19 protein-coding genes, 1 pseudogene and 1 riboswitch are annotated in these 21252 nt (G+C 73.7%); of the genes and pseudogenes, 6 read left to right on the forward strand and 14 right to left on the reverse strand.

Annotated features, from left to right (window positions below; genetic code table 11):
* Positions 1 to 38: 38 nt before the first annotated feature.
* From FB458_RS19950 to hflX, 5 genes are all read right to left on the reverse strand, one after another.
* Complete coding sequence (locus FB458_RS19950; protein ID WP_141850027.1) at positions 39 to 500, reverse strand: OsmC family protein; 462 nt, start codon at positions 498 to 500, stop codon at positions 39 to 41.
* A 73-nt stretch (positions 501 to 573) separates the two neighbouring features.
* Positions 574 to 651: a putative leader peptide gene (locus FB458_RS22295; RefSeq protein ID WP_425460880.1), complete on the reverse strand. Its 78-nt coding sequence runs from the start codon at positions 649 to 651 to the stop codon at positions 574 to 576.
* Between the two features lie 79 nt (positions 652 to 730).
* Positions 731 to 3409, reverse strand: a complete 2679-nt coding sequence (locus FB458_RS19955; protein WP_246061411.1) for an MGH1-like glycoside hydrolase domain-containing protein — start codon at positions 3407 to 3409, stop codon at positions 731 to 733.
* Positions 3410 to 3444: 35 nt separating this feature from the next.
* Positions 3445 to 5034 (reverse strand): Na+/H+ antiporter, encoded by a 1590-nt coding sequence (locus FB458_RS19960; protein ID WP_141850028.1) that lies wholly within the window; start codon positions 5032 to 5034, stop codon positions 3445 to 3447.
* Positions 5035 to 6540 carry a GTPase HflX gene (hflX, locus tag FB458_RS19965; protein WP_141850029.1) on the reverse strand — a complete coding sequence of 502 codons (1506 nt, stop codon included), beginning with the start codon at positions 6538 to 6540 and terminating at the stop codon, positions 5035 to 5037.
* Between the two features lie 81 nt (positions 6541 to 6621).
* Between hflX and FB458_RS19970 the strand changes: the two genes are divergently transcribed.
* Both FB458_RS19970 and FB458_RS19975 read left to right on the forward strand, forming a co-directional pair.
* Positions 6622 to 7236: a class I SAM-dependent methyltransferase gene (locus tag FB458_RS19970; RefSeq protein ID WP_141850030.1), complete on the forward strand. Its 615-nt coding sequence runs from the start codon at positions 6622 to 6624 to the stop codon at positions 7234 to 7236.
* On the forward strand, positions 7233 to 8006 hold the full coding sequence (locus FB458_RS19975; protein ID WP_141850031.1) for a nucleotidyltransferase domain-containing protein: 774 nt from the start codon (positions 7233 to 7235) through the stop codon (positions 8004 to 8006). Before FB458_RS19970 ends, FB458_RS19975 begins: the two co-directional genes overlap by 4 nt.
* A gap of 19 nt (positions 8007 to 8025) precedes the next feature.
* Here FB458_RS19975 and FB458_RS19980 read toward each other — a convergent pair whose 3' ends face one another.
* Together FB458_RS19980 and dapF are read right to left on the reverse strand one after the other, a co-directional pair.
* Positions 8026 to 10008: a primary-amine oxidase gene (locus FB458_RS19980; protein WP_141850032.1), complete on the reverse strand. Its 1983-nt coding sequence runs from the start codon at positions 10006 to 10008 to the stop codon at positions 8026 to 8028.
* Positions 10005 to 10895, reverse strand: a complete 891-nt coding sequence (gene dapF, locus FB458_RS19985; RefSeq protein ID WP_141850033.1) for a diaminopimelate epimerase — start codon at positions 10893 to 10895, stop codon at positions 10005 to 10007. Before dapF ends, FB458_RS19980 begins: the two co-directional genes overlap by 4 nt.
* A gap of 129 nt (positions 10896 to 11024) precedes the next feature.
* On the opposite strand from dapF, the gene FB458_RS19990 reads away from it, so the two are divergent.
* On the forward strand, positions 11025 to 11204 hold the full coding sequence (locus FB458_RS19990; protein WP_141850034.1) for a hypothetical protein: 180 nt from the start codon (positions 11025 to 11027) through the stop codon (positions 11202 to 11204).
* Positions 11205 to 11209: 5 nt separating this feature from the next.
* Here the strand turns inward: FB458_RS19990 and miaA are convergent, their stop codons facing one another.
* Positions 11210 to 12130, reverse strand: coding sequence for a tRNA (adenosine(37)-N6)-dimethylallyltransferase MiaA (gene miaA, locus FB458_RS19995; RefSeq protein WP_141850035.1), 921 nt, complete (start codon positions 12128 to 12130; stop codon positions 11210 to 11212).
* The gene (def, locus tag FB458_RS20000) at positions 12127 to 12744 is read right to left on the reverse strand and encodes a peptide deformylase (protein WP_141850036.1); all 618 of its coding nucleotides are present in this window, start codon (positions 12742 to 12744) and stop codon (positions 12127 to 12129) included. Before def ends, miaA begins: the two co-directional genes overlap by 4 nt.
* 66 nt (positions 12745 to 12810) lie before the next feature.
* Here def and FB458_RS20005 point away from each other — a divergent pair, with 66 nt between their 5' ends.
* The gene (locus FB458_RS20005; protein WP_141850037.1) at positions 12811 to 13002 is read left to right on the forward strand and encodes a hypothetical protein; all 192 of its coding nucleotides are present in this window, start codon (positions 12811 to 12813) and stop codon (positions 13000 to 13002) included.
* On the opposite strand, the gene miaB is transcribed toward FB458_RS20005, so the two are convergent.
* Together miaB and FB458_RS20015 are read right to left on the reverse strand one after the other, a co-directional pair.
* Positions 12969 to 14531: a tRNA (N6-isopentenyl adenosine(37)-C2)-methylthiotransferase MiaB gene (gene miaB, locus FB458_RS20010; RefSeq protein WP_141850739.1), complete on the reverse strand. Its 1563-nt coding sequence runs from the start codon at positions 14529 to 14531 to the stop codon at positions 12969 to 12971. The two genes, FB458_RS20005 and miaB, sit on opposite strands and share 34 nt — an antisense overlap.
* 40 nt (positions 14532 to 14571) lie before the next feature.
* Complete coding sequence (locus FB458_RS20015) at positions 14572 to 15009, reverse strand: YdeI/OmpD-associated family protein (protein WP_141850038.1); 438 nt, start codon at positions 15007 to 15009, stop codon at positions 14572 to 14574.
* A gap of 86 nt (positions 15010 to 15095) precedes the next feature.
* Positions 15096 to 15321: riboswitch (cobalamin riboswitch) on the forward strand.
* A gap of 147 nt (positions 15322 to 15468) precedes the next feature.
* On the opposite strand from FB458_RS20015, the gene FB458_RS20020 reads away from it, so the two are divergent.
* A complete protein-coding gene (locus FB458_RS20020; protein ID WP_141850039.1) occupies positions 15469 to 17868 on the forward strand; it encodes a ribonucleoside-diphosphate reductase subunit alpha in 2400 nt (799 codons plus the stop codon).
* Complete coding sequence (locus FB458_RS20025; protein WP_246061412.1) at positions 17865 to 18917, forward strand: ribonucleotide-diphosphate reductase subunit beta; 1053 nt, start codon at positions 17865 to 17867, stop codon at positions 18915 to 18917. The genes FB458_RS20020 and FB458_RS20025 overlap by 4 nt, the downstream gene beginning before the upstream one ends.
* Positions 18918 to 18936: 19 nt before the next feature.
* On the opposite strand, the gene FB458_RS20030 is transcribed toward FB458_RS20025, so the two are convergent.
* From FB458_RS20030 to FB458_RS20040, 3 genes and pseudogenes are all read right to left on the reverse strand, one after another.
* Positions 18937 to 19587 (reverse strand): regulatory protein RecX, encoded by a 651-nt coding sequence (locus FB458_RS20030; protein WP_246061413.1) that lies wholly within the window; start codon positions 19585 to 19587, stop codon positions 18937 to 18939.
* Between the two features lie 50 nt (positions 19588 to 19637).
* Positions 19638 to 20630 (reverse strand): annotated as a pseudogene (gene recA / locus FB458_RS20035) (recombinase RecA); the annotation flags it as partial.
* A 268-nt stretch (positions 20631 to 20898) separates the two neighbouring features.
* Positions 20899 to 21126, reverse strand: a complete 228-nt coding sequence (locus tag FB458_RS20040) for a DUF3046 domain-containing protein (protein ID WP_141850041.1) — start codon at positions 21124 to 21126, stop codon at positions 20899 to 20901.
* Between the last annotated feature and the right edge of the window lie 126 nt (positions 21127 to 21252).

A 21252-nucleotide genomic window follows, 5' to 3' on the forward strand; every position in this document is an offset into this window, starting at 1 on the left:
GAGCCTGCCACGCCGGGCGGGCTCGCCGCCCCGGGGTCTCAGGCGGCCCGGGCCTGCCGGCGCCAGGTCGTCGTCAGCTGCACCCCGGCGAGGGAGAAGAGCTGGCTGACGGGGCAGCGCCGGTCGGTCTCGGTCCGCAGCCGCTCCAGCTGCTCGTCGGTGGCGTCGGTGACGACGTCGGCGGTGACCCGCACGTTCTGGAACGTCGTCTCGCCCTCGCGGTAGGTGCCCGTCGTCATCGTCGTCGGGTTGAAGTCGGCCTCGACGCGGAAGGTCACCTGGTCGAGGGTGACGCCGAGCTCCTTCGCCACGATCGAGGAGGTGACCTGGTTGCACGAGGACAACGAGGCCAGTGCGAAGGACAGCGGGCTCGGGTGCGCGTCCTGGCCGCCGAAGGCCTCGTAGGCGTCGGTCTCGATGGTGTAGTCGCCGCCGTCGACCTCGACGGTCTGGGCGACGCCGCGTCCGCGGCCGGTGACGGCGAAGGGGATGAGGGGCATGGGGGTCCTCCTGGACGGGTGACGGGGGTGGCGGGGTGACGCGATGAGCGGGGTCGGTCGGGCGAGGTCGTGCTCAGCCCGGACAGACCGCGGTCGCCACCCGCAGGAGGTCGACGTGCAGGCGCCGCGTGAGGGCCGCCGAGGTCGTCATGGGACGAGGGGAACACGGGCCCACGGCCCCCCACCAGCGATGTCGGCCCGCTGTTCGGCATGTGGACGGGTGGTCCCGCTCACTCGTCGGGAACCCGCCGTCCCGCGCTGCAGACGAGGTGCGCGACGAGCGCCGTCCAGCCGGTCTGGTGCGACGCGCCGAGCCCGGCGCCGGTGTCGCCGTGGAAGTACTCGCTGAACACCGGGTGCGCCGACCAGAGCGCCCCGCGGCCGTGGTCGCGCGGGTCCCCCGGCCGCCGGCCGTCCGGGCCCGGGCGGAAGAGCGCGACGAGCCGCTCCTCGAGCTCGTCGGCGACCTGACCCAGCTCGACCGACCGGCCCGACCCGGTCGGCAGCTCGACCCGCACGTCGCGGCCCGCCCCCTCGGCGTAGGTCCGCAGCGCGTCGACGAGCAGGACGTTGACCGGGAACCAGACCGGCCCGCGCCAGTTGCTGTTGCCGCCGAAGAGCCCGGTGTCGGACACCCCCGGCGTGTAGCGCACCGTGGTCGTCGCCCCGGCGACGTCGAGGGTGACGCCGTCGCGGTGCGCGGCCGACAGCGAGCGGATCCCGTGCGGCGAGAGGAACTCGCCCTCGTCGAGCAGGCGGGCCAGCAGCCGCGGGAGCCGGTCCGGGTCGACGACGGCCAGGGTCGTCCCCCCTCCGTGCGGGCTGATCAGGCTCTCGCACTCGGTCGGGCGGTGCTGCCGCAGCCAGCGCAGGGTGCCGGTGACGTCGGGCAGCTCCTCGGTGACCCAGTCGGGCAGGACGGCGACGGCGAGCAGCGGCAGCAGCCCGACGAGGGTCCGCAGCCGCACCGGCTCGACCTGCTGCTGCGGGCCGACGAGGACGTCGTAGAAGAAGCCGTCGTCCTCGTCCCACAGCCGGATCCCCATGCTGCCGAACGCGTCCATGGCGCGGGCGATGGCCATGAACCGCTCGAGGAAGGTCGTGGCGAGGTCGTCGTACGCGTCGTCGGTGCGGGCCACCTCGAGCGCGATCCGCATGAGCGAGAGGCACATCGCCGCCATCCACGCGGTGGCGTCGGACTGCTCGAGCCGCCACCCGGCGGGGACGCCCTTGGACCGGTCGAAGGGCCCGATGTTGTCCATACCCAGGAAACCACCCTCGAAGAGGTCGCTGCCCTCGGCGTCCTTGCGGTTGACCCACCAGCTGACGTTGAGCAGCAGCTTGGCGAGGACCTTCTTGAGGAAGCCGGTGTCCCGGGCTCCGTCGAGCAGGTAGACCTGCCAGGCCGCCCAGGCGTGCACCGGTGGGTTGACGTCGGAGAACGCCCACTCGTAGGCCGGCAGCTGCCCGTCGGGGTGCTGCGCCCACTCGCGGGTGAGCAGCAGCAGCTGGTCCTTGGCGAAGGCCGGGTCGACGTGCGCGAGGGCGACGGCGTGGAAGGCCAGGTCCCAGGTGGCGAACCACGGGTACTCCCACTCGTCGGGCATCGAGATGACGTCGGCCAGGGCGAGGTGCCGCCAGGACGTGTTGCGCCCCAACGGCTCCCGCGCCCGACGGGACGCGGGTGGCGGCGGGCCGGCCGGGTCGCCCTCGAGCCACTCGGCGACGTCGTACCGGTAGTGCTGCCGACCCCAGAGCAGCCCGGCGAGGGCGCGCCGCGCCGTGAGCCGGTCGTCCTCGCGGACACCGGTCGGGACCACTCGGTCGTAGAAGGCGTCGGCCTCCGCCTCGCGGTCGGCCAGCACCCGCCCGTACGACGCCCCGAACGGCCGCGGAGGGCGCGGACCGGCGACGAGCCGCAGCCGCACGGTGACGCTCTCGCCCGGCCCGACCGCGTCGAAGGCCCAGTGCAGCCCCGCCTTGGTGCCGACGCCGTCGGTGGCGAGCGCCGAGTCGTCGCCGCGGACGACGGCGCGGTCGACGGCGTCCTTGGGGTGGGCCGGGCCGGACGGGGCGCCGTACAGGCCGACGGTGTCGGTCTCGCTGTCGCACAGCAGGACCCGCGGGTGCCCCTCGGCGAGGAGCGTGTAGCGGCCGAGGAAGCCGTGCCGGACGTCGAGGGCGGTGACGTCGCCCTCGTCGAGGTCCGACGTGGTGCCCGGGTCGAGCAGCGTCAGCGACGGGCGCCGGTCGTCGCGGCCCCACGACCAGGTGTTGCGGAAGGTCAGCTGCGGCACGAGGTGGACCGGCACCGGCTCGGGGCCGTGGTTGGTCGCCGTCACCGTGACGAGGACGTCGTCCGGGGCCGCCTTGGCGTGGGTGACGACGACGTCGACGAACCGGTCGTCGTCGAGGACGCCGGTGTCGGCGAGCTCGTACTCGTCCTCGTCGCGGCCGCGCGCCGCGTTGCTGCGGCGCAGGTCGTCGTACGGGAAGGCGGCGGACGGGTAGCGGTAGAGCCAGCGGCCCCAGCTGTGGGTGGGGGTCGCGTCCAGCGGCCACCAGTGCTCCTTGACGTCCTCGCCGTGGTTGCCCTCGGGGTTGGTCAGGCCGAAGAGCCGCTCCTTGAGCCGGTCGTCGCGCCCGTTCCACAGGCCGAGGGTGAGGTGGAGGAAGCCGTAGCGGTCGCTGAGGCCGGCGAGGCCGTCCTCGCCCCAGCGGTAGGCCCGCCGGTGGGCGTGGTCGAAGGGGAAGTGCGCCCAGGCGTCGCCGTCGGCGGAGTAGTCCTCCCGGACCGTCCCCCACTGCCGCCCGGCCGTGTAGGGGCCCCACAACCGCCAGGCGTCCCCGGCGTCGGGCGACTCGGCGAGGCGGACGTGCTCCGGCGTCGGCGTGCTCGGCGTGCTCACGGGAGGCAGCCTGGCAGGGGCGGCTGGGTGGCGCCTCAGTACCCGGTGGTGCGCAGCGCGCGGCCCTCGATCTCGCGCAGCGCCGCGTCGGCGACCTCGGGGCTGGCCAGGCCGCGGCGGCGTCGCTCGACGACGTAGTCGCGCTCGGCCCCGGCGGCCCGCCGGAGCCAGCGGGCGAGCAGGTCCGCGGTCTCGTGGTCGGGGTCCTCGCCGTCGGCGCCCCGGCGGAGCTGCTCGAGGGCCTGCTGCGAGGCGATGAGGCCCTCGTAGCGCTCGACGACGGCGGTCCGCACGACGTCGGGCGGGGCGTCCTGACCCTGCTCCATCTGCCGGCGGACCAGCCGCAGCGCCTGCTCCGCCGCTCGCCGGCGCAGCTTGGCCAGCTCGGCGACCTCGTCGAGGCTCGAGCCCGAGACCCGCAGCCAGGTGACGAGCGGCTGGAGCGTGAGGCCCTGGACGAGCAGGGTGACCAGGACGCAGGACAGCGCGATGACGAGCAGCTCGTCGCGGCCGGCCAGGTCCTCCCCCGAGGTCGTCATGAGCGGGACGGACAGCGCGGCGGCGACGGTGACGACCCCGCGCATCCCCGCCCAGGAGACGACGGCCGACTCGCGCCAGCCCGTGGGGATGGGCTCGTCTCGGCGCTTGGCCCGCACCCGGAAGACCGCGGCGAACGGGAAGACCCACAGCGGTCGTAGGACGACGAGGACGACGACGACCACCGCGGCGTGCAGCAGGGTGATCGAGTCGAGCCGCGTCTCCCGACCCACCTTGACCAGCTCGTAGCCGACGAGGGCGAAGACGAGACTGGTGACGAGGAAGTCGGCGTACTCCCACACCGACCGGCCGAGCAGCCAGCCCTCGGAGGTCGTCGACGGGTGGCTGAAGGTCGTGAGGAAGAGCCCGAGCGAGAGGACGGCGAGGACGCCGGACCCGCGCAGGTGCTCGGCCCCGAGGTAGGCCAGGTAGGGCACGAGGACGGTCACCGTCGTCTCGGCGGCGCCGTCGTCGACGAGGCGCAGCACCCGCGTGGTCAGCCAGCCGAGCGCGAGCCCGAGGGGCACGCCGATCCCGATGGACAGGGCCGCCTCCTCGAGCGTGCCACCCCAGGAGAACCCCCCGGTGACCGCGGCGGCCAGCGCCACCTTGAACGCGACGAGCGCGGTGGCGTCGTTGAACAGCCCCTCGCCCTCGAGGATCGTCACCAGCCGGTGCGGCAGGTGCAGCCCGCGCGCGACGGCCGTCGCCGCCACCGGGTCGGGCGGGGAGACGATCGCCCCGAGGACCCAGGAGGCCTCCCACGGCAGGCCGAGGACGTGGGCCGTGACGGCGACGACGACGATCGTCGCGAGGGTCAGCCCGACGGCCATGAGCAGGACCGGTCGGGCGTGGGCGCGGAACTCCCGGACGGTCGTGCGCTGGGTCGCGGCGAAGAGCAGCGGCGGCAGCACGAGCGGCAGGACGAGCGACGGCTCGATCTCGAGGCGGGGCGTCCCCGGCACGAGGGCCACAAGCAGCCCGAAGAGGGTGAGCAGGACCGGCTGCGGGACGCGCAGCCGGTCCGACAGAGGCGTGAGGGCGACGACCCCGGCGACGAGGAGGGCGGCCAGGGCGGCGGTGTCCACCTAGGGCGCGGTCGCGGGCGTCGCGGCCGGCGCGACGACGTACGGCTCGAGCTCGGCGCGCAGCACCGGCGAGACCTTGGCCCGCACGTGGGTGCCGTCGTCCTCGTGGGCGACGGACAGGACGTCGGCCTCGGCGTGGACCCGGCTGACCAGGTCACCGCGGTCGTAGGGGACGACGGCGCAGACCTCGATGTCGGGCCGGGGGAGCTCGTCGGCGACGAGCGCGAGCAGCCGGTCGATGCCCTCGCCCGTGCGGGCGGACACGACGACGCAGTGCTTCTCGTGCCGGGCGATCCGGTCGAGGACCTCGGGGTCGGCCGCGTCGGCCTTGTTGACGACGACGACCTCCTTGACGTCGGCGGCGCCGACGTCGGACAGGACGCCCCGCACGGCGGAGATCTGGCCCTCCGGGTCGGGGTGGCTGCCGTCGACGACGTGCAGCAGCAGGTCGGCGTCGCCGACCTCCTCCAGCGTCGAGCGGAAGGCCTCGACGAGCTGGGTCGGCAGGGCCCGGACGAAGCCGACGGTGTCGGCCAGCGTGAAGGGGCGGCCGTCCTCCGTCTCCGCGCGGCGCACCGTCGGGTCCAGGGTCGCGAAGAGGGCGTTCTCGACGAGGACGCCGGCGCCGGTGAGCCGGTTAAGCAGCGACGACTTGCCCGCGTTGGTGTAGCCGGCGATGGCGACGCTCGGCACGGCGTTGGCCCTGCGGCCGTGGCGCTTGGTGTCGCGCACCGTCTTCATCGACGCGATCTCGCGCTTGAGCTTGGCGATCCGGGTGTTGATCCGTCGCCGGTCCAGCTCGATCTTCGTCTCACCGGGACCGCGCGAGCCCATGCCCTGGCCCCCGGCCGCCTGACCACCGGCCTGCCGGCTCATCGACTCGCCCCAGCCGCGCAGGCGCGGGAGGAGGTACTGCAGCTGGGCCAGCTCGACCTGCGCCTTGCCCTCCTTGCTCTGCGCGTGCTGGGCGAAGATGTCGAGGATGAGCGCGGTGCGGTCGATGACCTTGACCTTGACGACGTCCTCGAGCGCGCGCCGCTGACCGGGGGTCAGCTCGCCGTCGCAGACGACGGTGTCGGCGCCCTCGGCGACGACGATGTCCCGCAGCTCCTGCGCCTTGCCCTTGCCGAGGAAGGTCGCCGCGTCCGGGCGCTGACGGCGCTGGATGACGCCGTCGAGCACGGTCGACCCGGCCGTCTCGGCGAGCGCGGACAGCTCGCGGATCGAGTTCTCCGCGTCCTGCAGGGTGCCCTCGGTCCACACGCCGGCGAGGACCACCCGCTCCAGCCGCAGCTGGCGGTACTCGACCTCGGTGACGTCCTCGAGCTCGGTGGACAGACCCGCGACGCGCCGCAGGGCGGCGCGCTCCTCGCGGTCGAACTGGTCACCGTCGAACTGGTGGCCGGGCGCGGTCTCCGGGTCCGGCAGGTAGCCGGCCTCGAAGCGGTCCGCCTCGGCGCTGATGGCGGCGGCCTTGTCGGCCAGGACAGTGCTGCGTTTCGTCATATCTCCTCAAGGGTCGCACGGGGCAACGCGGGGCGGTACGCCATTTATGCCACCCGCCACCCTCCCCCTACCCTCACGGACGTGAGCGAGCACTACTTCACCGCCGATCCCGGCAGCGCCGGCCCGCGCCGCGAGCTGCGGCTGACCCTCGGCGGTCACGAGGTCCTCCTGCACACGGCGGGGGGCACCTTCTCGCCCGAGCGGCTCGACGCGGGGACGTCGGTGCTGCTGCGCGAGGCGGCCGCTCCCCCGGCCACCGGCACGTTCCTCGACCTCGGCTGCGGGTGGGGCCCCATCGCGCTCGACCTGGCGCTGCGCTCGCCCGGGGCGACCGTCTGGGCGGTCGACGTCAACGAGCGGGCGCGCGCCCTCACCGCCGAGAACGCCGCCGCCGCCGGGGTCGGCGACCGTGTGCGGGTGTCCGCGCCCGAGGACGTGCCGGTCGACGTGGCGTTCGACCGGCTGTGGTCCAACCCGCCGATCCGGGTCGGCAAGGCCGTCCTGCACGGGATGCTCGAGCAGTGGCTCCCCCGCCTCGCCCCGGACGGCGAGGCGTGGCTCGTCGTCCAGAAGCACCTCGGTTCGGACTCGCTGCAGCGCTGGGTCGAGGAGCACGACGGCGTCCTCGCTCCGTTCGGCTGCGAGCGCGCGGCCACCGGGCGCGGCTACCGCGTGCTCAAGGTGGCGCGCAGATGACAACCGCCTCCCCAGACCGCCCGTACGACGACCCCCGGTACGACGACCTCGCGGCCGCCACCGTGGCGGCGCGCGGCGTCGTCGCGGAGCGCTTCCCGGACGCGCGGACGGCCTGGCTCGGCGGGTCGGTGGCCCGCGGGGAGGCGACCGCGGCCAGCGACCTCGACGTCACGGTCCTGCTCGACGGTCCGCCGGCGCCGTTCCGGGACACGGTGCGGTGGCACGGGTGGCTCGTCGAGCTCTTCGTCCACACCGACGCCTCGCTCGACCACTACCGGCGCGCCGACCTGCAGGACCGGCGACAGCCGACGATGTCGCGTCTCGTGGGCGAGAGCGTCGTGCTGGTCGACCGCGACGGGTCGGGGGCCCGGCGGCGCGCCGAGTGCCTCGCCGAGATCGGGGCCGGTCCGTCACCGCTCTCCGACGACGACCTGCGCCTGGCCCGCTACCGGGTGACGGCGTGGGTCGACGACCTGCGCTCGGCCGCGCCGGCGCTGCGGACCGCCGCCGCGACGACGGCGTACGGCGAGCTGCTCGGCCTGCTCCTCGACGTCCACCGGCGCTGGCGCGGACAGGGCAAGGGGCTGGCCCGCGAGGTGCTCGCCCTCGACGCGGCGCAGGGCACCCGGTGGCTCGAGCGTGCCGACGCGGGGCTCGCCGCCGCTCTCGCCGGCGACCCGGGGCCCCTCGCCGGCCTCGCCGACGAGGTGCTCGACCTCGCCGGCGGGCCGCTGCGCGAGGGCCTGCGGCTCGCCGGCGAGGAGGGCTGACCCGAAGGGGTCGGTGCCGTCAGTGCCCGTGACCCTCGTGGGTCGAGCAGTGGTCGCCGCCGTGACCGGGCGGCGGGGGGACGTCGAGCGCGGGGTTGCGGTCGAAGAACCCGAACGGCTTGAGCTCGAAGCGGACCGCGTCGCTCGGCATGACCGGCCAGTCCTCGGGGCGGGTGACGTGGTGGATGCCGAAGACGTACCAGAGCACGACGTCGGTGTCCTGGGTCGGCCGGCCGGCCCGCACCCACTCGGGCAGACCGTGGTCCCGGGTGCTCTGGACGACGAACTCCCCGCTGGGCCACCGCTGCTCGGGGTCGTTGGGCGTCACCCACACCGGGTGGGCGATGACCCCGGCGCGCTCGAGGACCGGTGACCCGGGAGCGAACATCGGCGGGATCGCCCCGCCCGGGACGAGCTTGTAGGACGGGTGCGTGCCGAGGCCGTTCGTGGTCCGCTCGTTGACGACCTTCCAGGTGCGCTGGGTCTCCCAGGACAGGTCGTCGTACCCCTCCGTCGTGATCGGCTCGGTGGCCTGCACGAGACCGAGACCGTCGGGGTTGCCCGGGCCGGTGGGCGCGATCCGCGTCTCGGAGCGCACGACGGTGTTCTCCCGGCCGTCGACGTCGAGGTCGAGGCGGGCGACGAGGAAGTGCTGGTGGAACGGCGCGTAGGTGCGCTCGTCGACGAGGGTGCCGTGCGGGTGCTCCTGGCCCTCGGCGAAGGCCGTGACGACCATGATCCCGGTCGCGCGGACCTCGCACTCGATGGTGCCGTCGAGGTAGAGGCGCCAGTAGACGAGGTACTCGTAGTTGGCCACGGTGACGTGGAACGAGATGACGAACCGCCGCGACCGGCGCACCTCGGCGGCGCCACCGTGGTCGACGTGCTTCCACAGCACCGCGTCGTCCTCCTCGTGCAGGCAGATCGCGTTGCGGATGGTGTACGGCGCCCCGTGGCTGTCGTGCAGGGTCGCGTCGAGGTAGCGGATCTCGCCGAGGCAGTCGCAGCCCAGCTCGAGCGAGGTCGTCATGAACCCCAGCCCCCACTCGCCGATGTCGAAGGCGGTGCGGCGGGCGTGGTCGACCGACGGGTCGCGGTAGGGCACGACCATCTCGGCGAAGGACATCCGGCCCGCGACCGAGCGGACCCGGTCGCCGTCACGGTAGGTGAGCCGGTGCAGGACCAGGCCCTCGCGGCCGGTGAAGCCGATGCGGACCGACCAGTTCTGCCAGGTGAGCAGGTTCCCCTCGACGGTGAAGCCGGGCCCCTCGGGCTGGGTGACGTCGAGCGGGGCGATCGGGGGCCGGGTCGAGGCCTCGCGCAGCTCGGCGGGCAGGAGCGAGGGGACGTATTCCCCCATCACCGACGGGCGCGGGACCGACGCCGCGGCCGGGTCGTCCTCGATCTCGAGCAGCTCCATCGTCCCGAGGTCGATGAGGCAGTGGAAGCCGCCGACCGGGCCGGCGTACGGGTTGGCTCCCGGGGCCTTGCGCACCCACGTGTCGCTCGAGCCGACCCGACGGCCCGCCCAGCGCTCCGGCACGAGCGGCCCGGAGAAGCACCAGGTGTCCATGAAGACGAGGTCGAGGTCGGTGACGCCGCGGGCGGCGAGCGCCGCGACGACGTCGGGGTGGGCGCGCAGGACCGCGTCGGCCTCGGTCCACTCGTCGACGGTGACGTTGGGCTGGACGCCCGGCACGGCCTCCCACGACTCGAGGACCGGCTCGCCGCCGGTCCCGTCCCCGCCGTCGAGCCGGACGACGGCGACGTGCGCGAGGACGGCGGCCCGGTCGTAGGCGACGACCCGCAGCCGCCGCGGCGGGACGGGCCCGCCCTGCTCGGCGGTGTCGACGTCGGCCTTGGCCGGCTCGACCAGCTCCATCGCGGTCAGGCGCCAGCCGTCGCCGACGCCCTTCTCGCGGGCCAGCAGCGCGGTGGCCGCGGTCAGCTCGTCCGCGGTCGGCGGGTCGAGGGGGTGGGCGCAGGTCGTGGGCGTGGTCATGGCAGGGTCACCGTCCCGTCGGCGAGGAGGACCGCCGGGCCGGACAGCTCGACGTGGTCGCCCGGCAGGGCGATGACGGTGAGGCGTCCTCCGGGGACGTCCACCGTCCAGCGGTCGGCCCCGCTGTCGTCACCGGGGACGTCGTCGACGATCCCCTCCCACCAGCGGACGGCGAGGGCGGCGGCGGCGGCACCGGTGCCGCAGGAGCGCGTCTCCCCGACCCCTCGCTCGTGGACGCGCAGGGCGATGTGGCCCGGGCCGACGGCGCGGACGAGCTCGACGTTGGTGCCGTGCGGCGGCTCCGGCTCGACCCGCGGGGCGCGCGTGAGGTCGAGGTCGGCGAGGTCGAGCTCCGGCGGCAGCACGACGACGGTGTGCGGGTTGCCGAGGTCGAGCGTGAGGCCCGGCAGCGTCGGGCCGCCGTACGGCGTGACGAGCGCGTCACCGCCGCGGGCCCTGGCCGTCGCGGGGTCGACGACCCGCCACGGGCCGAGGTCGACGGCCCAACCCCCGTCGACGGCGCGGACGGACTTCGTGCCGGCGCGGGTCGCGATGGCGAACTCGGCCTCGGTCTCCATCCCCTCCCGGCGCAGGTACTCGGCGAAGACGCGGGTGCCGTTGCCGCACATCTCCGCCGGCGAGCCGTCGGCGTTGCGGTAGTCCATGAACCACGAGGCCTCGTCGGCCTGCGCACGGACCTCCGGCTCGTGGGCGTGCAGCGTCGGCACGACCCGGATCACTCCGTCGCCGCCGAGACCCGCCCGGCGGTCGGCGAGGGCGGACACGTGCTGCGGGGCCAGGTCGAGGGAGCCGTCCGGGTCGGGCACGAGGACGAAGTCGTTCTCCGTGCCGTGGCCCTTGGTGAAGGGCAGCGAGGTCGGGGTCACGGGGTCAGTCTGGCAGCCCGTGCCGACGCCCCGGAGGGGGATCGGCGGGTGCTTGACGCGGGACGCGGGCGGGTGTGCGATGTGCTCCTCGGGCGACGTCCGGCGTCGCCTCGGCACGGGGGTCCGGTCATGGTGTTCTGGGTGGTCGTCGGGGTGGCCGTGGTGCTGCTGCTGGGGTGGGCGCTGTGGCGCGACCACCGTCGACCGGGGATGTCGGTCCGCGGGACCGCGCGCAGCACCCAGCACGAGGCGATGATCGAGGTCGAGGAGCACCGGTTCCGCAAGAACAGCGGCACCTGGGGGCCCTGACCCCCTCAGCCGTCGGCCGCCTCGACCAGCGCCAGCGCGCGGTCGAGCAGGTCCGGCGACCCGGCCGGCAGCCAGTGGAGGCGCGGGTCCGGGCCGAACCACGACTCCTGCCGGCGGACCAACCGGCGGGTGCCGGCGGCGGTCTGCTCGCGCGCCTCGCGCTCGGTGAGGTCGCCGTCGAGCTGGGCCAGGGCCTGCTGGTAGCCGATCGCCTTGGCCGCCGTCCGGCCCTCGCGCAGCCCGAGCGGGAGCAGCCGCTCGACCTCGGCGAGCAGGCCCTGCTCCCACATCCGGTCGACGCGGCGCTCGATGCGCGCGTCGAGCTCGGCGCGGTCGGCGCGCAGCCCGAGGATCACCGTCGGGACGGCGAGCTCGCGCGTCGGCAGGGTCGCCGAGAACGGGCGCCCGGTCAGCTCGACGACCTCGAGCGCGCGGACGATCCGGCGGCCGTTGCGCGGCTCGATGGCCGCGGCCGCGGCCGGGTCCACCCGCGCCAGCCGGGCTCGGAGCACGTCGACGCCCTGCTCGGCGAGCTCGGCCTCGAGCCGGGCGCGGACGGCCGGGTCGGTCGGCGGGATGTCGAGGCGGTCCAGCGCCGCGCGTACGTAGAGCCCCGACCCCCCGACGAGCAGGGGGCGACGGCCCCGGGCGGCGATCGCCGCGAGGTCGGCGCGGGCCTCCCGCTGGTACGCCGCCACGCTCGCCTCGTCGCGCACGTCGAGGACGTCGAGCTGGTGGTGCGGGACCCCGCGGCGCTCGTCCGGCGTCAGCTTGGCCGTGCCGATGTCCATGCCCCGGTACAGCTGCAGGGCGTCGGCGGAGACGACCTCACCACCGAGCCTCAGCGCCAGCTCCACCCCGAGGTCCGACTTGCCGGTCGCCGTCGCGCCGACGACGGCGACGACGGGTCCCGTGGCGGGGGTCACTGCTCGTCGTCGTGCGCGTGCTCGAGGTCGTCGTCGACGTCGTCGTGGCCGAACGGGTCGCGGTCGACCCCGGGCAGCCAGGTGCTCCCGGGCTTCCCCCAGCCGTTCTTCTTCACGGCCTTGCGGGCCTTCTTCGACCAGCGCTCGTCGAGCCGGTCGACGTACAGCTTGCCGTTGAGGTGGTCGAACTCGTGCTGCATGCAGCGGGCGAACCAGCCGGTGGCGACGAAGTCGAGCGGCGCGCCGGCGGCGTCGTACCCCTGCACCCGCACGCGCAGCGGCCGCTTGAGCGGGAACGACTCCCCCGGCACCGAGAGGCAGCCCTCGGAGTCGTGGTCGACGTCGGGGCGCTCCGTGGGCACCTTGTCCGGCGTGAGGATCGGGTTGACGACGACGCCGCGGCGCGGGACGCCGTCCTCGTTGTCGAGCTCGTAGGTGAAGACGCGCAGCCCGACACCGACCTGCGGGGCGGCGAGGCCCACGCCGTGCGCGGCGTCCATCGTCTCGTAGAGGTCGGTGACGAGCGCGGACAGCTCGTCGTCGAAGGCCTCGACGCGGGCGGCGGGGCGGTGGAGCACCGGCTCGCCGGTGATGACGATGGGACGCACGGCCATGGGCCTTAGTCAACCAGCCCGCGCGTCGGGGTGAGGCCCCCGCCCCGACGGGGTACGGCGCCCCGCATGAGCGACGAGAACCAGTGGCACGCCCACGGCAACGACGCCCCGTCCCGCGGGCCCGAGCGGGTCGACGACGGCATGGCCGAGCCCGACACGACGCAGGACGACACGATCGTCGGCCCGGACGGCGAGGTGGTCGACCCCGACGTCACCGACGGCGGTCAGACGGGGCAGGACTCCGGCTCGATGGCCTGAGGCCCGGCCTGGGGGCGAGGACCGACCGACGGCATCCCCAGCGACACGGCCGGCTTGCGTGCCCCGCTGTCCTGCAGCGCCGCCCACGCGTCGCCACCGCGGGTGCGGCGGACCTCGTAGGTGCCGCCCTGCAGCCCCGAGTCGGCGACCAGGTGGTGCGGGGCGCCGTACGTGACGTCGACGAGGACCACGTCACCGGGGCGCGGCTCGGGGGCGCCGTCGGGGACGGAGAAGTGCACGAGCCGGTTGTCGCGGGCCCGGCCGGACAGGCGGCGGGTCTCGGCGTCCTTGCGACCCTCCCCGGTGGCGACGAGCACCTCGACGGTGCGGCCCTCGAGGGCCCGGTTGCCGGCCCAGGCGATCTCCTCCTGGACGGCGAGCAGCCGGTCGTAGCGCTCCTGGACGACCGGCTTCGGCACCTGGTCCTCCATCGTCGCGGCGGGGGTGCCGGCCCGGATCGAGTACTGGAAGGTGAAGGCGCCGGAGAAGCGGGAGGCGCGGACGACGTCGAGGGTGGCCTCGAAGTCCTCCTCGGTCTCGCCCGGGAATCCGACGATGAGGTCGGTCGTGATCGCGGCGTCGGGCATCGCGGCGCGGACGCGGTCGATGATGCCGAGGAAGCGGTCGCTGCGGTAGGAGCGACGCATCGCCCTGAGGACGCGGTCGGAGCCGGACTGCAGCGGCATGTGCAGGCTGGGCATGACGTTGGGGGTCTGGGCCATCGCCTCGATGACGTCGTCGGTGAACGCGGCGGGGTGCGGGCTGGTGAAGCGCACCCGCTCGAGACCCTCGATGTCGCCGCAGGCGCGCAGCAGCTTGCCGAAGGCGAGCCGGTCGCCGAACTCGACGCCGTACGAGTTGACGTTCTGCCCGAGCAGGGTCACCTCGACGACACCCTGCGCGACGAGCGCCTCGATCTCGGCGAGGATCTCGCCGGGGCGGCGGTCGACCTCCTTACCGCGCAGGCTCGGGACGATGCAGAAGGTGCAGGTGTTGTTGCAGCCCACCGAGATCGACACCCACGCGGCGTAGGCGCTGTCGCGCCGGGTCGGCAGGGTGCTCGGGAAGACCTCGAGGCTCTCCTTGATCTCGACCGCGGCCTCGCGGTTGTGACGGGCGCGCTCGAGCAGGGCCGGCAGCGAGCCGATGTTGTGGGTGCCGAAGACGACGTCGACCCACGGCGCCTTCTGCACGATCGTGCCCTGGTCCTTCTGGGCGAGGCAGCCGCCGACGGCGATCTGCATGTCCGGGTTCCTCAGCTTGGCCGGGCGCAGGTGGCCGAGGTTCCCGTAGAGCTTGTTGTCGGCGTTCTCGCGGACGGCGCAGGTGTTGAAGACGACGACGTCGGCGACCTCGGGGGCGTCGGCGCCGAGGGCGTGCACGTCGGTGTAGCCGGCCGCCTCGAGCAGCCCGGCGAGGCGCTCGGAGTCGTGGACGTTCATCTGGCAGCCGTGCGTGCGCACGTCGTACGTCTTCGTCGGGACCTGCGTCGGGACCTGCGTCGGGGCCTGCGTCGGGGCCTGCGTCACCTGCGATGTCACCGTGGAAGTGTAGGTCGCCCCCGCAGGGTCACCCGCCCGTGAGCCGGGCGACCACCGCGTCGACGCGCCGGGCGCGGGTCTCGAGGCGCTTGGCCTCGGTGACGGCGCGGACGTGCTCCTTCCGGGCCGACGGGCTCAGGGCGTCGAAGGCCCGGCGGGCGCCGGCCGCCTCCAGCGCGGCGGCGAGGTCGTCCGGGACCTCGACCTCACGCGGCGCGTCGTCGAGGACGACGTCGACGGTCACCGCGTCACCCGCGGCGACCCCGGCCGCGGCGCGGTGCTCCGCGCTGAGCGGGACGAGGCAGCGGCCGCCCATGACGCCGACCGTCGTGCGGTAGGTGTGGCCGCCGATCGTCACGGCGACCTTCGGGCGGCGGCCGCCGCCGAGGGCCTCGACGACCTCGTCGGACAGGGGCAGGCCGGTGGCGGTCTTCCCGCCGAGCTCGACGACGGTCTCAAGGCGCATGGCGTGATCGTGCCACGAGGGCGAGGGCGACACGCCGAGACACGCGGCCCCACATGTGGGTCCCACCACTGACGATCACCCCCACATATGGTGCTCGCGTTGCTGGTCCCGCGCGGCAGCCCGTCGCGCGGGGGCAAGAGGGAACCCGGTGGAAGTCCGGGACTGTCCCCGCAGCGGTGAGTGGGAACGACCGCCGTCATCAGCACTGGACCCCCAGGGGTCTGGGAAGCGACGGCCAGTAGGCGCGGGCCCCGGGAGACCGGGACCGGCGGGCCCACGAGTCCGAAGACCTGCCAGCGCCCCACGCCCGCCCGGGCGTGGGTGGTCCGTGGTCGCGTGGGACGACCCCCGGACGGTGGGAGTGCCCACCCCGCTGGTCGCGGGGCGCCGTACGCCCGCCGGCCGTCCTCCCGCGCGCCCGCCGGACCTCCTGGTCCGCGAGTCTCGCGAGGAGAAGAGATGACGCTCGCCCCGTCCCCCACCCGTCACACGATGACCGTCCGCAAGCGCAACGGCGACAGCGAACCGGTCGACGTGACGAAGATCGTCCGCGCCGTCGACCGCGTCAGCGGCGACCTGCCGGACGTCGACCCCATGCGGGTCGCCACCCGCACCATCAGCGGCCTGTACGACGGCGCCACCACCGCCGAGCTCGACCGGCTCTCCATCCAGACCGCCGCCGAGCTCATCGGCGAGGAGCCCGAGTACTCGCGGCTCGCCGCGCGGCTGCTCGCCGGGTACGTCGAGAAGGAGGTGCGCGGGCAGGGCGTCGCGTCGTTCAGCCAGTCCGTCGCCCTCGGGCACGCCGAGGGGCTCGTCGGCGACGAGACGGCCGCCTTCGTCAAGGACAACGCCCGCAAGCTCGACTTCGCCGTCGACGAGGACGCCGACCGGCGCTTCGAGTACTTCGGGCTGCGCACCGTCTACGACCGCTACCTGCTGCGCCACCCGCGCAGCCGGCTCGTCGTCGAGACCCCGCAGTACTTCCTGCTGCGCGTCGCCTGCGGGCTCGCGCAGTCGCCGGCCGAGGCGATCGGGTTCTACCGGCTGATGTCGTCGCTGGCCTACCTGCCCTCGAGCCCGACGCTGTTCAACTCGGGGACCCGGCACACCCAGATGTCGTCCTGCTACCTCGTCGACTCCCCGCGCGACGAGCTCGAGTCGATCTACGGGCGCTACGCGCAGGTCGCGAAGCTGTCGAAGTTCGCCGGCGGCATCGGGATCGCGTTCTCCCGCGTGCGGTCCCGGGGCGCGCTGATCCGCGGGACGAACGGGCAGTCCAACGGGATCGTGCCGTTCCTGCGGACCCTCGACGCGTCGGTCGCGGCGGTCAACCAGGGCGGACGGCGCAAGGGCGCGGCGTGCGTCTACCTCGAGCCGTGGCACCCCGACGTCGAGGAGTTCCTCGAGCTCCGGGACAACACCGGCGAGGACGCCCGGCGCACCCACAACCTCAACCTCGCCCACTGGGTGCCGGACGAGTTCATGCGCCGCGTCGAGGACGACACCGAGTGGTCGCTGGTCGACCCCGACGTCGCGCCGGACCTGCCGGACCTGTGGGGTGAGGCGTTCGACCGTCGCTACCGCGAGCTGGAGGCGAGCGGGCAGGTCGTGCGGACGGTCAGGGCGCGCGACCTCTACGGGCGGATGATGCGCACCCTGGCGCAGACCGGCAACGGCTGGATGACGTTCAAGGACACCTCGAACCGGCTGTGCAACCAGACGAGCGACCCCGTGGCGGGCCGTCCCTCCGGGCCGGTCGTGCACCTGTCGAACCTGTGCACCGAGATCATCGAGGTCAGCGCGGACGACGAGACCGCCGTGTGCAACCTCGGGTCGGTCAACCTCGCCCAGCACCTGGCGACCGGTGCCGACGGGAGGCCGGGCGTCGACTGGGAGCGGCTGCGCTCGACGGTGCGCACGGCCGTGCCGCTGCTCGACCGGGTCATCGACATCAACTACTACCCGAGCGAGGAGTCGGCGCGGTCCAACCCGCGCTGGCGACCGGTGGGCCTGGGGATCATGGGGCTGCAGGACGTCTTCTTCGCGCTGCGGCTGCCGTTCGACTCCGACGAGGCGCGCGAGCTGTCGACGCGGATCCAGGAGGAGGTCCACCTCACCGCCCTCGAGGTCTCGGCCGACCTCGCCCGCCGGTACGGCGCCCACCCGGCCTTCGCCGACACCCGCGCCGCCCGCGGTGACCTGCAGCCCGACCTGTGGGGCGTCGCCCCGACGCAGACGCAGCGGTGGGCGGCGTTGCGGGAGAACGTCGCCGAGGTGGGGCTGCGCAACTCGCTGCTCGTCGCCATCGCCCCGACCGCGACCATCGCGAGCATCGCCGGCTGCTACGAGTGCATCGAGCCGCAGGTGAGCAACCTGTTCAAGCGCGAGACCCTCTCGGGCGAGTTCCTCCAGGTCAACACGGCCCTCGTCCGCGAGCTCAAGGCGCGCGGGCTGTGGACCGAGGCCGTCCGCGAGGCGGTCAAGCGCGCCGAGGGCTCGGTGCAGGGCATCGAGGCGATCCCCGCCGACGTGCGCGACCTCTACCGGACCGCGTGGGAGCTGCCGCAGAAGGCGCTCATCGACCTCGCCGCCGCCCGGGCGCCGTACGTCGACCAGAGCCAGTCGCTCAACCTCTTCGTCGCCGGGCCGACGATCGGCAAGCTCAGCTCGATGTACCGCTACGCCTGGCGGGCCGGGCTGAAGACGACGTACTACCTGCGCTCGCGACCGGCGACGCGCATCCAGCAGGCGACCGTGTCGGTCACCGCCGCTGTGCCGCAGACGGATCCGCTACCGGCGGTCGACGTCGTCGCCTGCTCGCTGGAGAACCCCGAGTCGTGCGAGGCGTGCCAGTGACCGCCACCCGCTCCACGACCGACCTGACGACCGCTGCCACCGAAGGACCGCACATGCTGCTCGACCCCGGGATGGACCTCACCCTGCGCCCGATGCGCTACCCGCACTTCTACGACCGCTTCCGCGACGCCATCAAGAACACGTGGACCGTCGAGGAGGTCGACCTGCACTCCGACCTCAAGGACCTGCAGCGTCTCTCCCCCGCGGAGCGGCACCTCGTGTCGCGGCTCGTCGCGTTCTTCGCGACCGGCGACACGATCGTGTCGAACAACCTCGTGCTCAACCTCTACCAGCACGTCAACAGCCCGGAGGGGCGGCTGTACCTGTCCCGCCAGCTCTTCGAGGAGGCGGTGCACGTGCAGTTCTACCTGACCCTGCTCGACACCTACGTCCCCGACGAGCAGGAGCGGCACGAGGCCTTCGCCGCCGTGGAGAACATCCCGTCGATCAAGCACAAGGCGGAGTTCTGCTTCCGGTGGATCGACTCGGTCTTCGAGCTGCGCAGCCTCACGACGCGGGAGGACCGACGGGCCTTCCTGCTCAACCTCATCTGCTTCGCCGCCGTCATCGAGGGGCTGTTCTTCTACGGCGCCTTCGCCTACGTCTACTTCCTCCGGTCGCGGGGGCTGCTCAACGGGCTGGCGTCCGGCACGAACTGGGTGTTCCGCGACGAGTCGATGCACATGGCCTTCGCCTTCGACGTCGTCGACGTGGTCCGCGCGGAGGAGCCGGACCTCTTCGACGACGACCTCACGGCACGGATCCGGCAGATGCTCGTCGAGGGCGTCGACGCCGAGGCGCAGTTCGCGGACGACCTGCTCGGGCAGGGCGTCGCCGGGCTGTCGACCGCGGACATGCGCTCCTACCTCGAGCACGTCGCCGACCGCCGGATGCAGCGGCTCGGTCTCCCGCCGATCTTCGGCTCGGCGAACCCCCTCGCCTTCATGGAGCTGCAGGACGTCCAGGAGCTGTCGAACTTCTTCGAGCGCCGCGTCTCGGCCTACCAGGTCGGCGTGACCGGGGCGGTCGACCTCGACGAGGACTTCTGACCCGGTCCGCGGGGGCGCTCTAGTCGCGCTGGTGCTCCGGGGCGTCGTTGACGGCGTCCCGGACCACCGCGTAGACCACCGACGGGGGGTAGCCCTTGCGGGCGAGCATCCCCGAGAGCCGGCGCGCCTGGACCTGCGGGTCCAGGCCGCCGAGCGTCCGCAGCCGCTTGGCGACGAGAGCCTCGGCGCGGGCCCGCTCCGACTCGGCGTCGACCGAGCCGACGGCGGCGTCGATCTCCTCGTCGCCGACGCCCTTGTCGCGCAGCTCGCGGACGAGGGCGCGCTTGGCCAGACCCTTGCTCGCCGTCCGGGTCCGCACCAGCGACTGCGCGAACTCGGCGTCGTCGACGAGACCCACGGCGGTCATCCGGTCGAGGACCCGGGCGGCGACGTCGTCGTCGCAACCCCGGGTCCGCAGCTTCTCCTCCAGCTGGTGGCGGCTGCGCGGACCCATCGTCAGCTGCCTCAGCACGATCCGGCGCGCGACCGACTCGGGGTCCGCGTCGGCGTCCTGCACGGCGGGGTCGTCCGGCGGCGGCGCGACCCGGCGGCGGCCCGCGCCGTCCGCGTGGCGGGCCGTTGCCTCCGTCCGGCCCGCCGTGCCCTCCGCGGCCGCCAGAGCGCTGGCGGCCGCGGCGAGACGGTCGGTATGGGTGGTGTCGTCCACCACGCTCAGAAGTCGACCGGGACGTCGACCGCCGGCTTGTCGACCTGCGGCCCGACGCCGAGCTTCTCCTTGATCTTCTTCTCGATCTCGTCGGCGAGGTCCGGGTTGTCCTTGAGGAACGTCCGGGCGTTCTCCTTGCCCTGGCCGAGCTGGTCGCCCTCGTAGGTGTACCAGGCGCCGGCCTTGCGCACGAAGCCGTGCTCGACGCCCATGTCGATCAGGCCACCCTCGCGGGAGATGCCCTGGCCGTAGAGGATGTCGAACTCGGCCTGCTTGAACGGCGGCGAGACCTTGTTCTTGACGACCTTGACGCGGGTGCGGTTGCCGACCGCCTCGGAGCCGTCCTTGAGGGTCTCGATGCGGCGCACGTCGAGACGGACCGACGCGTAGAACTTCAGCGCCTTGCCACCGGTCGTCGTCTCCGGCGAGCCGAACATCACGCCGATCTTCTCGCGCAGCTGGTTGATGAAGATCGCCGTCGTGCCGGTGTTGTTGAGCGCACCGGTGATCTTGCGCAGCGCCTGCGACATGAGGCGCGCCTGCAGACCGACGTGGCTGTCACCCATCTCGCCCTCGATCTCGGCCCGCGGCACGAGCGCCGCGACGGAGTCGATGACGATGATGTCGATGGCCCCGGAGCGGATGAGCATGTCGGCGATCTCGAGCGCCTGCTCACCCGTGTCCGGCTGCGAGACGAGCAGCGAGTCGGTGTCGACGCCGAGCTTCTTCGCGTACTCCGGGTCGAGCGCGTGCTCCGCGTCGATGAACGCGGCGATGCCGCCGGCCTTCTGCGCGTTGGCGACCGCGTGCAGGGCCACCGTCGTCTTGCCGCTGGACTCCGGGCCGTAGATCTCGACGACGCGACCGCGCGGGAGCCCGCCGATCCCCAGCGCCACGTCGAGCGTGATCGCCCCGGTGGGGATCACCTCGATCGGCGGCCTGACGTCGTCACCGAGGCGCATGACCGCGCCCTTGCCGTGCTGCTTCTCGATCTGTCCGAGAACCGTCGCGATCGCCTGGTCGCGGTCGGGGGTCTTGACGACCATGTGCCCACCATCTCTCTGTCGTGCCTCGTCGTGTGCCGTCCACCTGCGACCCGCAGGACGCCGGCCGTGCTGCCGGTCGGACGTGCTCTCGGGTCGGACGTTAGAGCCCGGCACCGACACCGTCCGAGGCCGATCAGCAGGCCTGTGGATCGCGGGTGTCGGGCCGACCCCATGTGGACAACCTAGCCGAACACGTGTTCGAGGTCGTGGACGACGCGCCCGGCGCGTCGCGGGCGGCCACGGGCCGCCCGCCGAGCCTGCCGACGGGTCAGCGGCGGCGCGGCGGCGTGGGGTCCTTGCCGAACCGCCGCTCCGGCGGCACGTCCATCGCGTCGCACAGCGCTTCCCACACCTCGCGGGCGGGGACCCCGGCGGCGAGCGCCTCGTCGGCCGTCCGGTCGCCGAGGGCGAGCAGGGTGTGGTCGCGGGCGAGCGTCCGCGAGTAGGCGGGCCCGAACTCGTCGTCCATGAGGGACCAGAAGACGCTCAGCCGCACCCGACGAGTCTCGCACGCACCCGGGGGGGCATCGGCACGGGTCACGGGTGGTCGACGGTGTGGACGAAGCCCGGCGGGCTGGCGGCCCCCGTCCCTATGCTGTGCGCGGCGCCGGACCGGTGCCGC

Source organism: Lapillicoccus jejuensis, from assembly GCF_006715055.1.
GTDB lineage: Bacteria > Actinomycetota > Actinomycetes > Actinomycetales > Dermatophilaceae > Lapillicoccus > Lapillicoccus jejuensis.

Excerpts from the sequence above, each read along its gene's own strand:
- FB458_RS20005 (WP_141850037.1), top strand. The coding sequence starts at position 12,811 with ATGAGCGACGAGAACCAGTGGCACGCCCACGGCAACGACGCCCCGTCC.
- FB458_RS20015 (WP_141850038.1), bottom strand. The coding sequence starts at position 15,009 with ATGCGCCTTGAGACCGTCGTCGAGCTCGGCGGGAAGACCGCCACCGGC.
- FB458_RS19975 (WP_141850031.1), top strand. The coding sequence starts at position 7,233 with ATGACAACCGCCTCCCCAGACCGCCCGTACGACGACCCCCGGTACGAC.
- hflX (WP_141850029.1), bottom strand. The coding sequence starts at position 6,540 with ATGACGAAACGCAGCACTGTCCTGGCCGACAAGGCCGCCGCCATCAGC.
- FB458_RS19990 (WP_141850034.1), top strand. The coding sequence starts at position 11,025 with ATGGTGTTCTGGGTGGTCGTCGGGGTGGCCGTGGTGCTGCTGCTGGGG.
- FB458_RS19980 (WP_141850032.1), bottom strand. The coding sequence starts at position 10,008 with ATGACCACGCCCACGACCTGCGCCCACCCCCTCGACCCGCCGACCGCG.
- def (WP_141850036.1), bottom strand. The coding sequence starts at position 12,744 with ATGGCCGTGCGTCCCATCGTCATCACCGGCGAGCCGGTGCTCCACCGC.
- FB458_RS19950 (WP_141850027.1), bottom strand. The coding sequence starts at position 500 with ATGCCCCTCATCCCCTTCGCCGTCACCGGCCGCGGACGCGGCGTCGCC.
- FB458_RS20020 (WP_141850039.1), top strand. The coding sequence starts at position 15,469 with ATGACGCTCGCCCCGTCCCCCACCCGTCACACGATGACCGTCCGCAAG.
- FB458_RS22295 (WP_425460880.1), bottom strand. The coding sequence starts at position 651 with ATGACGACCTCGGCGGCCCTCACGCGGCGCCTGCACGTCGACCTCCTG.